The sequence below is a fragment of the Myroides sp. DF42-4-2 genome (assembly GCF_030326445.1).
Taxonomy (GTDB): Bacteria; Bacteroidota; Bacteroidia; order Flavobacteriales; family Flavobacteriaceae; genus Flavobacterium.
In genome coordinates this window covers 43,024-56,100 of record NZ_JACAKI010000016.1, presented here as the reverse complement: position 1 = coordinate 56,100, position 13,077 = coordinate 43,024, and the positions used below count along the sequence as shown (strand labels likewise).

General features: G+C 36.7%; 13 protein-coding genes. 8 read left to right on the top strand and 5 right to left on the bottom strand.

What is annotated here, in order from left to right; genetic code table 11:
• Nucleotides 1-36: 36 nt before the first annotated feature.
• Nucleotides 37-1,023, bottom strand: coding sequence for a PhoH family protein (locus tag HX062_RS12065; RefSeq protein ID WP_182626956.1), 987 nt, complete (start codon nt 1,021-1,023; stop codon nt 37-39).
• A gap of 96 nt (nt 1,024-1,119) precedes the next feature.
• Here HX062_RS12065 and HX062_RS12060 point away from each other — a divergent pair, with 96 nt between their 5' ends.
• The 6 genes from HX062_RS12060 (at nt 1,120) to rfbB (ending at nt 7,017) form a co-directional block, all read left to right on the top strand.
• The gene (locus tag HX062_RS12060) at nt 1,120-1,947 is read left to right on the top strand and encodes an SAM hydrolase/SAM-dependent halogenase family protein (protein WP_182626954.1); all 828 of its coding nucleotides are present in this window, start codon (nt 1,120-1,122) and stop codon (nt 1,945-1,947) included.
• 16 nt (nt 1,948-1,963) lie between these two features.
• Nucleotides 1,964-2,260: a putative quinol monooxygenase gene (locus tag HX062_RS12055; RefSeq protein ID WP_182626952.1), complete on the top strand. Its 297-nt coding sequence runs from the start codon at nt 1,964-1,966 to the stop codon at nt 2,258-2,260.
• Nucleotides 2,261-2,273: 13 nt separating this feature from the next.
• Nucleotides 2,274-2,993, top strand: coding sequence for a gliding motility-associated ABC transporter permease subunit GldF (gene gldF / locus HX062_RS12050; RefSeq protein WP_182626951.1), 720 nt, complete (start codon nt 2,274-2,276; stop codon nt 2,991-2,993).
• A complete protein-coding gene (gene gldG, locus HX062_RS12045; RefSeq protein ID WP_182626949.1) occupies nt 2,993-4,681 on the top strand; it encodes a gliding motility-associated ABC transporter substrate-binding protein GldG in 1,689 nt (562 codons plus the stop codon). The genes gldF and gldG overlap by 1 nt, the downstream gene beginning before the upstream one ends.
• An 80-nt stretch (nt 4,682-4,761) precedes the next feature.
• Nucleotides 4,762-5,880, top strand: a complete 1,119-nt coding sequence (dnaN, locus tag HX062_RS12040) for a DNA polymerase III subunit beta (protein WP_182626947.1) — start codon at nt 4,762-4,764, stop codon at nt 5,878-5,880.
• 111 nt (nt 5,881-5,991) lie between these two features.
• Nucleotides 5,992-7,017 carry a dTDP-glucose 4,6-dehydratase gene (gene rfbB, locus HX062_RS12035; protein ID WP_182626945.1) on the top strand — a complete coding sequence of 342 codons (1,026 nt, stop codon included), beginning with the start codon at nt 5,992-5,994 and terminating at the stop codon, nt 7,015-7,017.
• Between the two features lie 4 nt (nt 7,018-7,021).
• On the opposite strand, the gene rfbA is transcribed toward rfbB, so the two are convergent.
• Complete coding sequence (gene rfbA / locus HX062_RS12030; RefSeq protein WP_182626944.1) at nt 7,022-7,903, bottom strand: glucose-1-phosphate thymidylyltransferase RfbA; 882 nt, start codon at nt 7,901-7,903, stop codon at nt 7,022-7,024.
• A 145-nt stretch (nt 7,904-8,048) separates the two neighbouring features.
• On the bottom strand, nt 8,049-8,453 hold the full coding sequence (locus tag HX062_RS12025) for a hypothetical protein (RefSeq protein WP_286467585.1): 405 nt from the start codon (nt 8,451-8,453) through the stop codon (nt 8,049-8,051).
• Between the two features lie 130 nt (nt 8,454-8,583).
• Between HX062_RS12025 and HX062_RS12020 the strand changes: the two genes are divergently transcribed.
• A complete protein-coding gene (locus HX062_RS12020; RefSeq protein ID WP_182626940.1) occupies nt 8,584-10,062 on the top strand; it encodes a hypothetical protein in 1,479 nt (492 codons plus the stop codon).
• Nucleotides 10,063-10,077: 15 nt separating this feature from the next.
• Complete coding sequence (locus HX062_RS12015) at nt 10,078-11,049, top strand: DUF4421 family protein (protein WP_182626938.1); 972 nt, start codon at nt 10,078-10,080, stop codon at nt 11,047-11,049.
• Here HX062_RS12015 and HX062_RS12010 read toward each other — a convergent pair.
• The gene (locus HX062_RS12010; RefSeq protein ID WP_182626936.1) at nt 11,046-12,002 is read right to left on the bottom strand and encodes a metallophosphoesterase; all 957 of its coding nucleotides are present in this window, start codon (nt 12,000-12,002) and stop codon (nt 11,046-11,048) included. The genes HX062_RS12015 and HX062_RS12010 overlap by 4 nt on opposite strands.
• A gap of 167 nt (nt 12,003-12,169) precedes the next feature.
• A complete protein-coding gene (locus tag HX062_RS12005) occupies nt 12,170-13,003 on the bottom strand; it encodes an OmpA/MotB family protein (protein WP_182626934.1) in 834 nt (277 codons plus the stop codon).
• Nucleotides 13,004-13,077 lie beyond the last annotated feature (74 nt).

Here is a 13,077-nt window from a genome sequence, read left to right as displayed (position 1 = left end):
GGAGTAAATAATTTGTAATAAGAAAAGGTTGAAAACTTAATTGTTTTCAACCTTTTTTATATCCTCTGGTTTAACCGCATCTCTTCGGTCTTCCACTATTTTATAAGCATTGACAATGCGCTTCACTAATTTGTGACGAACAATATCTTTATCGTCTAAGTATAACATACCAATTCCTTCAACATCTTTAAGAATTTCGATGGCTTCTTTTAATCCAGAAGAAACTTTGCGCGGTAAGTCGATCTGACCGGGATCTCCAGTAATGATGAATTTAGCGTTTTTACCCATACGCGTTAAAAACATTTTCATCTGAGAATGGGTTGTATTTTGTGCTTCATCCAAGATTACAAAAGCATTGTCCAAGGTTCTACCTCTCATAAAAGCCAAAGGTGCAATTTGAATCACTCCTTTGAAAAGATAGTCTTCTAAGGTTTGAGGGGGAATCATATCGCGCAATGCATCGTATAAGGGTTGCATATACGGATCTAATTTTTCTTTCATATCCCCAGGTAAAAAACCAAGGTTTTCACCTGCTTCTACTGCGGGTCGAGTTAAAATGATTCGCTTGACTTCTTTGTTTTTTAAGGCGCGAACGGCCAAAGCAACACCCGTATATGTTTTTCCAGTACCCGCTGGGCCTATGGCAAAAACCATATCGTTTTTCTCTACAAATTTGACTAGTTTTTGTTGATTGTCTGTCATTGCCTTGATTAGCTTTCCGCCAACGCCGTGCACTAAAACATCATCTAGTGCTGTGGTTTGCTGTAAATCGCTATCCATCACAATGCGCTCAATCGCATTCTCATCAATTTTATTATATCGAGTAAAGTATTTTATCAGACGCACAAATTTGCGTTCGAATTCATCTAAAACCTCTTCTTCTCCATAGATTTTTAACAAAGATCCTCGTGCGATGATTTTAACACGTGGATAAAGCTTTTTTAAGACGTCTAAATGTAAGTCTTGTGGTCCCCAAAACTCTTTAGGGCTAATTTCCGAGAGTTCTATTATTCTTTCGTTCAATACTAATACGAATTAATTAAAAAAATAGTCTAATTTTGTATTTCAAATCTACTATAAAAATTTGATTTTTCTTATAAAAACAGAGACTAAAAAATAATGCAGCGAATAATTACATTAACAACTGATTTTGGATATACCGATTATTATGTAGGAGTTTTAAAAGGGAAGATATATTCTAATATTCAAAATTGTAATGTAGTGGATATCTCGCATGGTGTGAGAAATTATCGAGTGGCCGATGCGGGATTCGTACTTTCTATGGCCTATAGCCATTTTCCGAAAGGAAGCATTCATATTTTGTCTGTTGCATCTGCTATCTTGCCTTTTTCCCCCGCTATTTGCGTAAAATATCAAGATCACTATTTTATTGGAACGGATAATGGCGCAATCGCAGTTACGTTGGGAACACATCAATTTGAACAAGCAGTTGCCATTAATCACGTCGAAGGGATGAGTACTAATGACGTCTTTGTCTATTGCGCTTATCAATTGTGCGAAGGAAAAGAATTACACGCCATTGGTCAGCCTATTGACAGCTTGTATAAAATGAATCTCCTGGTTGAAAATCTAACGATAAAGCCCAATCTGATTATTGGAACCTATGTCTATGAGGATAAGTTTGGTAATCTTGTGAGTAACATATCTAGAGAGGTATTTGAACAAGTTGGGCGTGGAAGAAACTTTGGTATTCGAATAAAAAATCGTACAATTACAAAAATAAATGAATACTATGCCGATTTTAATGCCAATGATCCTAGTGAACTGAGTGGAAAAGCAGGAGAATTACTCGCTTTGTTCAATGAAGTTGGGCAATTGGTAATCGCCATTATGTATTCTACAACTAATGAACCTGGTGGTTCTATTCGAACGCTCTTGGGTGTGAATCTAGAAGATCAGTTGTTTATCGAATTTAGTGAAGCCTAATCTAAAGTAAAAAAATATGTTTGTACGTATAGTAAAACTTACCTTACAAGAGGATAAAATCGATGATTTTTTAAATCATTTTGAAAAATATAAAGATCAAATTCGCAACTTTCCCGGTTGCCAATTCTTAGAAGTCTACCGTGATAAACACCAAACGAATATCTTTTTTACCTACAGCTATTGGTCTGAAGAAGCTGATCTAGCAACCTATAAAAAATCGACGTTATTTGGCGAAGTATGGCCTTATTTTAAAACGTTGTTTAAGGAAAAAGCAGAAGCCTGGAGTGTGGACAAATATGCTACATTAAAATAATCGCATTTACGATATGAAAGCACTGTGTTTGCGCGAAATTAAATCCTTCTTTGGATCGCCCATTGGCTACTTAGTCATCATTGTTTTTTTGATTATTAATGGATTGTTTCTTTGGGTGTTTGACGGAGATTACAACATTCCCCAAAGTGGTTTTGCTGATTTATCTCCTTTTTTCTTTTTGTCTCCTTGGGTATTTTTATTTTTAATTCCCGCAGTGACTATGAGAAGTTTCTCAGAAGAGATCAAACAGGGAACCATAGAATTGCTATTGACCAAACCGTTGTCCCCTTGGCAAATCGTCTTGGGAAAGTTTTTTGGTGTATTGGTGCTGGTGATTTTAGCTATTCTGCCTACACTGGTATATGTTTGGGTGTTGCAAAATAATCTATTAGCAGGACAGACTTTTGATATGGGGAGTGTTATAGGTTCGTACTTGGGACTAGTATTCCTCGGAGCTGCCTATGTAGCTATGGGGATTTTTGCCTCCTCGCTTACTAGTAATCAAGTGGTGTCGTTTATTTTAGCTGTTGTATTCTGCTTAATCGCTTCTTACGGATTGATGATGTTAGATCGCATTCAAGCCATACACGGTATAGGGAAATTTGGAATTAACGCCCATTTTAGCAGTATTTCTAAAGGGGTAATCGATACAAGAGACCTTCTTTATTTCCTCTCTTTCTCTGCTGTATTCTTGAGTTTAACCGTATTTCGAATTAATCAATTGCGCAAATAATGAAAAGAGAAACAAAGAAAAATATTGTTCAGCTCGGAATTTTTATTGCAGGAATTGTACTGTTAAATGCAATTGGAGCTTATGTATATCATCGTTTTGATTTAACGCAAGACAAGCGTTATACTCTTTCGCCTATTACCAATGACATTATTGATCAAGTCACAGAACCAATTTTAATAGAGGTCCTGTTAGAAGGTCAGTTTTCTCAAGAATTTGTGAAGTTACAAGGTGAAACTCGCCAGCTATTGGAGGAGTTTAGTGCTGAAAATCCCAATATTTTATTTCGATTTGTCAATCCTTTAGAAGAAGGAGGTGCAACGGAAGATCAAATTGTCAGTAATTTATACGAACTCGGTGCAAAACCGGTGACTCTCACCGTAAACAATAAGGGAATCCAATCACAAGCATTAGTTTTTCCTTGGGCTTTTGTCAGCAAAGGGGAACAAATGGTCAAAGTGCAATTGTTGAAAAATATGATTGGCGCTAATACAGAAGAAAAAGTATTAACGTCGATTCAACACTTGGAGTATGCTTTTACCGAGGCTATTGCAAAAGTCAACCTACCTAAGTCGAAAAAGATCGCCATTTTAAAAGGCAATGGTCAACTAGAGGATCCTTATCTGGCTGATTTTCTAATTAGTGCCAAAGATAATTATCACCTTGCGCCCTTCACGTTAGATTCGGTGGCTCAATCACCACAAGCAACTTTAGCACAATTGCAAGAATTCGATCTAGCAATTATGGCTAAACCGACGAAGGAGTTTGACGAAAAACAAATTGAAGTGTTGGATCAATTTATAATGAATGGCGGTAAAACGCTGTGGTTGTTGGATCAGGTTCAAGCCGACTTCGACAGCTTACGCGCTAAAGGATCTCTATTTGCTTATCCCAAAGACCAATCACTTGGAGAGATGTTGTTTAAATACGGGGTGAGGATTAATCCCTTATTAGTAAAAGACGAGGTAGCTACTCCTATTAAATTGGCGCTAGGTCGTCAAGGAAGTGAAACGCAATATGGAGAATTTATTTGGAAGTTCGCTCCATTTGTGTATCCAGAATCTACGCATCCAATTGTAAAAAATATAGAAGGCGTTCGCTTGGATTTTGTATCTCCAATCGACACCTTGAAAAATGATATCAAAAAAACAGTGCTGTTGCAATCTTCTGCTTATTCTTTAACCGTGGGTACTCCAACGGAAATTAATTTGAATATGATCAATGAAGAAACTTCGCCTGAACACTATAAAAATAAAGGAAATTACATCTTAGGTGTTCTGTTAGAAGGACAATTTAAGTCTGTTTTTGAAAATAGAATCTTGCCATTTGCATTACCAAATGCGAAAAAAAGAAGCGAAGAAACCAAAATGATTGTCATCAGTGACGGTGATATTATAAAAAATCAACTCGATCAAAACTACCAACCCATGGAATTAGGCTATGATAAATGGACTAATAAATTGTATGGAAATAAGGAGTTTTTGTTTAATGCTGTAAACTATCTTTTGGATGATTCAGGACTGATTAATCTTCGTACTAAGGAAGTTAAAATTCCAGTGCTAGACAAGATGCGTGTTTTTGAACGTTATTCAACGATTCAAATTATTGTTTTAGGAATTCCAATTCTCGTAGTACTCTTGATTGGATTTTTGTTTTCTTTCTTCAAAAGAAAGGCTTTTGTTAAAAAGTAGTGTAGATTCTGCTTTTATTATTGAAGTTAAACGAATATATTTGTAGGTGTAAAGCCTTTTACATATAAAAATATTTTAATATGAAGTTTATAGTATCGAGTTCCTATTTATTGAAGCAATTACAGGTGTTAGGAAGTGTTATTAGTAGTAGTAATACATTGCATATTTTAGACAATTTCTTGTTTGAATTAGATAATAATATCTTGAGAGTTTCAGCTTCTGACTTAGAAACAACAATGTCTGCTAGCCTAGAGATAGAATCAACTAGTCAAGGAAGTATCGCTGTTCCTGCTAAGTTATTGTTGGAAACATTGAAAACATTTCCTGAGCAACCATTGACTTTCTCAGTAAAGGAAAACAATACGATTGAAATTAGTTCTGATGTTGGTAAGTATGTGTTAGCTTATTCAGCAGGAGATGAATTCCCAAAAGCAGAAAGCTTAGAAGATCCATCGAGAACAGAAGTATCTGCTGGCGTATTGGCAACAGCGATCAGTAAAACGATATTCGCAGCAGGAAATGATGATTTAAGACCTGTTATGTCTGGAGTATTCTTTCAGTTTGCTCCAACAGGATTGATTTTCGTTGCTACAGATGCACATAAATTAGTGAAATATTCTCGTACAGATATTACTTCGCCAAGTGAAGCAAGCTTTATCATGCCGAAGAAACCATTGAATATTTTGAAAAATATCTTAATGGCCTCAGGTGCGGATGTTGTAATTGAATTTAATGATTCAAATGCGAAGTTTACCTTTGATAACTACGCTTTAACTTGTCGTTTAATTGACGGAAAATATCCAAACTACGAAGCTGTAATTCCAAAGGAAAATCCAAATAGATTATTGCTAAACCGCGTTCAATTCTTGAATTCTGTTCGTCGTGTGGCAATCTATGCCAATAAAACAACACACCAAATCAGATTGCGTATTGCTGGTACAGAGTTGAATATTTCAGCAGAAGATATCGACTACTCAAACAAAGCGGACGAGCGTCTTACTTGTGATTACCAAGGAGATGATATGCAAATCGGGTTTAATTCAAGATTCTTGTTGGAGATGTTGAACAACCTTCAGTCTGATGAGATTCAATTAGAAATGTCATTGCCAAACAGAGCAGGGATTCTAACACCCGTAGATGGTTTAGAAGACGGAGAAGCAGTTACAATGCTTGTTATGCCTGTTATGTTAAATAACTAATACAAAAGGTCTATGTTTATAGGCCTTTTTTGTTTATATAAAGCTGCGCTTATCTAGGTATGCGTAGTTTTTTTATACCTATATTTGTGATCAATCGCTAGTAAAAAAGGCATGAAAGATTCAAAACGCATATTAATTACCGGAGGCGCAGGCTTTATAGGAAGCCATGTGGTTAGAAACTTGATAGAAACATATCCCGAAGCAGTAATCGTCAATTTAGATTTGTTGACGTATGCAGGGAATGTAGCCAACCTAACAGGACTTGAACAAGCTCCGAATTATCAATTTGTTCAAGGCGATATTCGCGATGAAGCCTTTATTAACCAGTTATTTGCCACATACCAGTTTACGCATATCGTTCATTTGGCAGCCGAATCTCACGTGGATCGATCCATTGTCGACCCGTTGGCTTTTGTCACGACAAATGTTTTGGGAACGGTTGTTCTGTTAAACGCCTTTCGTCAACTGTGGGAAGGTAATTGGAAGGGGAAAGTATTTTATCACATTAGCACAGATGAGGTGTACGGCACTTTAGGCACTGAAGGCTTATTTGTTGAATCTACAGCCTATTCGCCAAATTCTCCCTATTCCGCTTCAAAAGCTAGTTCTGATCACTTTGTCCGCGCTTATGGTGAAACCTATCAAATGCCTTATTTGATTAGTAATTGTTCTAATAACTATGGGCCTAATCAGTACCCTGAAAAGCTGATTCCCCTAACCATCCAATGTATATTACACCAAAAACCAATTCCAGTGTACGGCACAGGCTCTAATATTCGCGATTGGTTGTATGTAGAAGACCACGCTCAGGCGATTCTCTTTATTCTTGCCCACGGTAAATTAGGAGAAACCTATAACGTTGGTGGGAATAACGAAGTGACAAATTTAGAGATTGTTCAACTCTTGTGTGATTTACTAGACACCGCCTTGATGCGCGAAGCAGGAGACAGTAGAAAGCTTATCCATTTTGTGGAAGATCGCAAAGGACACGACTTTAGATATGCCATAGATGCTAGTAAATTACAACAACTCGGATGGATGCCCCAAGTAACACTCCAAGAGGGATTGCATAAAACAATTGATTGGTACTTAGCGAATCAAGCGTGGATTGCTGCCATTGAAAATCGTAGAGCCTAAGGTATTATTTTTGATGTATGCGCAGATTCTCTCGAATGTAGTCGTAATACTCTCCTTTGTATGAGGCAATACTGTGTTCAAGAGTCGCAGCAGACACCCATTGCTTAGAAAGTGCGATTTCTTCTAAACAACCTATTTTAAGTCCCGTTCTCTTTTCAACCGTTTTTACAAATTCGGTAGCTTCAACCAGTGATTCATGGGTACCGGTATCGAGCCAAGCAAATCCTCTACCCAAAAGCTGAACAACTAGGTTGTTATGCGCTAAATACAAGTTGTTTAGGCTTGTGATTTCCAACTCACCTCTTTGAGAGGGAGTTAAGGTTTTAGTATATGCAACGGCGGTGTTGGGATAAAAATACAAACCTACGACCGCAAAGTTAGATTTGGGTTTTACTGGTTTTTCTTCTATTGAAAGCACTTGATGGGAATCGTCAAATTCAACTACGCCATAGCGTTCCGGATCTTTTACAGTATAACCAAAAACTACGGCTTTTTGATCTTGTTCTACGAGATGTATCGCTTGTTGTATTTTCTTTTGTAAGTCATTGCCATAAAATATGTTATCGCCAAGAATTAAACAAACAGGGTCTGAACCAATAAAATTTTCAGCAATGAGTAAGGCTTGGGCGATGCCCTCTGGTGCGGGTTGTACTGCGTATGAAAGTTGTATACCTAGTTGTTCTCCTGTACCGAGGAGTGATTCAAATATCGGCAAATCACGTGGCGTGGAAATTATTAAAATCTCGCGAATACCAGCTAACATAAGTGTCGACAATGGGTAGTAAATCATCGGTTTGTCATAGACAGGTAGCAGTTGTTTTGAAATCGATAAAGTAAGTGGATGTAGTCGAGTTCCTGAACCACCGGCTAGTATAATTCCCTTCATAGTATGGTTTTTTTTGGGAGGGGATAGCTATTGCTCCCCATACAGTGTTGAAAGATAAGTAAAGATTTTTGTTTTAGGTACACCAGCGTTAAAAATATTAGACGAAAAGAACTGTACATTGTCCCGCAGATTGCTGTGATACGCCCTATACGCAATTGATTTGTTTTAAAATGCGTTCAATTTCCTGTCTGATGTGCGCCCTATCTTCAGGACTTTGTCCTATAAAACGCGTTTGCTTGAGAAATTGTTTGTACGTTGTCGTTTGTATTTGGAGTAATATACCTAGTTTTTCCAAGTCTTCTAAGTTGTGTTGAAAGGAGACCTGGTGTTGTAAAGCCGCCAAGCCCAATTCACATAGAATTGACAAGGAAATTTTTTTGATGCTCGTGAGATCGTCAATTGCTAAGTTATCCAAGAAAATGTAAAATCCCAAGGGGGTCATATGCGGATGCTCTAAATAAGTTAAAAGGTTGTGGGTGAACGTGCAATTTGATGTTTCTCTTCGTAGATTGGAAATATTTTGTCTGAATTTGTTAGAAAATAAAGGCATAAATGTGTGAATATTATAATTAAATTTGTATTGAGCTGTTTTTTTAAATAGATGCTCAATTAGTATGCCTTCTATTGTTAAATATGGCACTCGTACGGAGAAAAAATAGTTTTTTTAAAAAAGATAAAAAATGCTAGATATTAAAGTGAGGTCACATGATGCATTTACTTTAGAAATGAAGGTTGGTTTTATTAAAGCCAAAGAGGAGCATCAAAGTGATTTTACCATCAATACTTGGATTTTCGTTCCAAATACGCTAGATCTCAATCAGTCGAATTACTCGAAAGATCAATTCTATTCAGACGTTAAATCCAAGGTTAGATTTATAACACCCATTTACACGCTATCGGCTATTGTAAATGAGGGGGCTGTTCCTTTTAATAATTTGAGCGCTGCAACACATCAATTGCTAGAAGCAGAAACCGAACAGCAAGTAAGGGAAGTCGAATATCAGCTGAAGATGTTTATGGCTATTTTTCGCTCTGCCTTGCGCAATGCAGTTGCGGAGTGCAAACACGCAAAGCCTGGGGATCAGACTCATTTAATTCAGTCGTATATCGAGTCGTGTACCGCCATTCGAACAAAGTTTAGAAGCTTGAAAGAAATGCTGATGGCGAATGAACAAGTTGCAGAAAAAGAGTATTTGAACTACTTTATTTTTGCCGATGAATACTTTTCCTATACCTTATTGCGTTATAGCTTTTTATTACTCGATCGGTTAATGCTTGTCTCTGATGAACAGTTTCAATTATTACAGCAACAAACAAAAGAATTGATTCTATCTGAACAAGCTTATATGAAAAACAGGGGCTATAGTTTTATCAAAGCAAATGAACACGCGACAAACCAGGCCGTAATTTATCGGTATGCCATGCTCAATAAATATGTAGAATCCGATCTGTTGTTGGAATCAAATAAAAAGAAAGATGGGGATGGTGTTTTTGTTCAACAAGTGTATTACAGTATTGCTGCAGGTATATCCATGGTATTTGCTACGATTGTAGCCTTTTCCTTCCAACAGAAATACGGCAATTTTACCATGCCTTTGTTTGTTGCCTTAGTGGTGGGCTATATGCTAAAAGATCGGATCAAAGAACTGATGCGTTTCTATTTTGCAGGAAAGCTTGGAGGAAAGTATTTTGACAACAAAACCTCTATAAGTATTAAAGGAAGAAAAATTGGATGGATCAAAGAAGCCGTTGATTTTATTACCGATGAAAAAGTACCCTCTGAGATTTTAAACATAAGAAATCGATCGGTTCTGTTAGAAGTAGAAAATCGCATTCACAACGAAAAAATACTGCTATATCGCAAAAAAGTTTCGTTGGATCGTGGAGAAATGTTGAAAGATAGTACGTATTTCTTTAAAGGAGTACACGATATTTTTCGTTTCAACTTAACGCGATTGATGCAACGCATGGATACGCCTAAAGTACCGGTTTTGAGTTTAGATGAACAGAACAAACAAGTAATCAGTTTTGATGCAGATAAAGTATATTACATCAATTTTATCTCGCAAATTGAATACGGAGATCATACCGAATACAAGCGCTATCGCATTATTTGTCAACGCGATGGTATTCAGCAGATTGAAGAGCTATTGTCATAGTGTAAAATCAAAGAAGTGAGAAACAAAGTTCGATTTTTTTTAGGAAGTAGTTTGCTTTATTGTACTTGTGGATTGGCCCAAGTCGATTCACTCTACATTGAAAAGTACGCTCATACTTATGGAGCGACGCTTAGTTTAAATCAAGATTTCTTGTCGCTCAAGTATGAACAAGAAAAAGAAGAGTTGGTTTTTGAGCCCAATCGTCCCGTAAAAATAGGGGTAGCCTTTGCGTGGAAGAACTCCTCCTTGAGCTATAGCCATGGATTTTCGGGAATGAGTGATAAAGAGAAAGGGAAGAGCTCAACAGTTGATTTCCAATACCACTTAATTGGCAAGAAGTTTATGGTTGATTTTTATTTTCAACAGTATAAGGGCTTTTACCATTTTAATGAGGAGATGGATATGTATCAAAGTTACAGTGACTTGAGAATCAATTTGTACGGAGGTCGATATACATACGTCTTTAACTCGGATAGGTTTTCCATCGGTGCGGCTCAAAACAAGAACAGCAGACAAAGGAAGTCTGCGGGTGCTCTGTTAATTGGAGGGTCGGCTTTTTTGAGCATCATTAAAAATACGCCAGAACTAGCAGAAGGCGTGCGTGAGCACGACAGTAGACGTTATATTTTTGGACCAACTATAGGGTATGGCTACAATTTGGTGATACGCAAGAAATTCTTAGCTTCCTTATCAGTGAATGTTGGGCTCAACGGTATTTTTGATGAGAATTTAAGCAATAAACACACAGCGTTTTACGTCAATGGACAGATAAGGAGTGACATCAATCTGAGCTATCAAGGTGATGAATGGGGGGGCGGAATGAAATCGTCCCTGAGCGGTTTGTATTTCAACAAAGTCGAAGATTATTCCTCTCAACTGTTGAATACAAGCCTAGTCTTTTTTGTGACGAAGCGATTTTCATTAAAAAAAGATCCAAAAATCTTGCAATATGACTTGATTGATTTGTTGGATCCTTCTATATATTAATTGTACTCTTTGATATAGTTGATTGAAGCGGAATCGAGTTGTTGCTCTCCGCTGTAACGATAGCAAACCAGATGACCATTTTTGGCTACACTGTAATCGAGACAGCAGGTGTTGGGTGTTAATATTTGCGGTTGACCGCCTGTTTGGACTTTCATCCAATAATGGCCAAAGAAGACGGGTTTATCCGTTGGAGGGTAAAAATTTAAGTGCTGAATATCTATAGCATCATTTGCTTGATGCTTGATTACAGAAGCGCTAATGCTATGTAGGGTAGGAGGTAGCTGTGGTTTTTCCCACCATTTTACGCGAAAGGAATGACGTATGATTCCGTCCTTGTCAATAAAGGATTGGTTGTTGGGAAGATCGAGCTCCTTGCCCTTTAAGATAATTTCTAATGCCTCGTATAATGCTGTTCCTGTTGTACTAGCTTCTTCAAGTACTGCACTGTTTAGGCAATGATTGGGGAAACGCGTTTTTAGGTAGGTTACACTATCTTGATCCCAACACGCGTGTATAGCGCGAAAGGTGTCATTTTCATAAAAAAGAGGCAGTGTTTTAAACCATTCTACATACATTTTATACAAGTTGGGTTTTTGCATAAAAGCCGCCATGGTGATGGCGTGTTGATTGAAGTTTTTTTTGCTGTGTTCGCGCAAATAAGTTCCATCTTCCGTTAGGGTGTTGTAACAAATAGCATTGTATTCGTGGTTGCCCATTAAAGCGATGGCTTGACCATTGTCGACCATATTTTTAACTATTTCTAAAACTTCAACTACATTGACACCTCGATCAATGTAATCGCCTAAAAAAAGCACTTTTCGCTCGGGATGATGATAGTAATTACCTTTTAATTTGTAGCCTAGCGCGCCTAATAGTTTTTTTAAGTCATTGCTGTGCCCGTGAATATCGCCGATGATATCAAAATTGTTGAAGTTTGTTGGAATTTCGTTCATAGGTTTGGTAAGAGAAAAGGGTTAATATTGATCTGTAATAGAACAATAAAAATTACTAGTTTTTTGTGAATTAAGCAAAAAAAAAGAAGTCTATTTTGCGAATAAAAGAAGATAGGTATAAAAAAAGCCGTTTGACAAATCAAACGGCTTTTCTTGTATCTAAATGATTATTTTTTCATTTCTTTCATTTCCTTTTCGATCATATCGTAGAACTGATCAATTTTCGGCATTAAGATGATTCTAGTTCTTCTGTTTCTAGCTTTGTTTTCAGCTGTATCATTGTCAACTAGAGGCACATATTCTCCACGTCCTGAAGCTACTAATTGTTTAGGATCTAAACCTAAATCTTTTTGTAACACACGTACAATAGAAGTTGCTCTTTTCACACTTAAGTCCCAGTTATCTTCAAACATTGTGTTTTTGATTGGCACGTTATCTGTGTGTCCTTCAACCATTAATTCAAAATCAGGTTTGCTTTTTGCAATCTTAGCTACTTTTGCCAATACAGCTTTTGCTTTATCATTTACTTGGTAGCTAGCAGTTTTGAATAATAATTTGTCGGCAATGGAGATATACACAACTCCTTTTTCAACGTTTACTTCAATATCTGGATCGTCAAACCCAACTTCTTTTTTCACACTCTTAACTAAGGCTAAGGTTACAGAATCTTTCTTAGTAAGGGCATCTTGTAATCTGGTAATTTTTAAATCTTTTTCTTTTAAACTTTCTAAAGATTTCTCTAAGTTGTCAGCACCTTTTGAAGATAGCATAGTTAAGTTACCTACGTTGCTAATTAAGTCAGAGGTATTTTTCTTTAAGTCATGTACTTGTTCTGAAAGAACTTTCTTTTCAGCAAGTGCAGAGTTCAATTGAATAGTACAAGTATTTAACAAGTCTTGTACTTCTTTGTTTTTTGCTTCTAAGTCAGCAATTTTTTGTTTTGTACCACATGACGTAAGTGTCAGAGCTAAAACAGATAAACCTAAAACTACTTTTTTCATATAAAAAAATGATTGAATTTTGAGTCAAATATACCAAAAGCATTGAAATTCTAGTATACTTGAGTATAAATTAT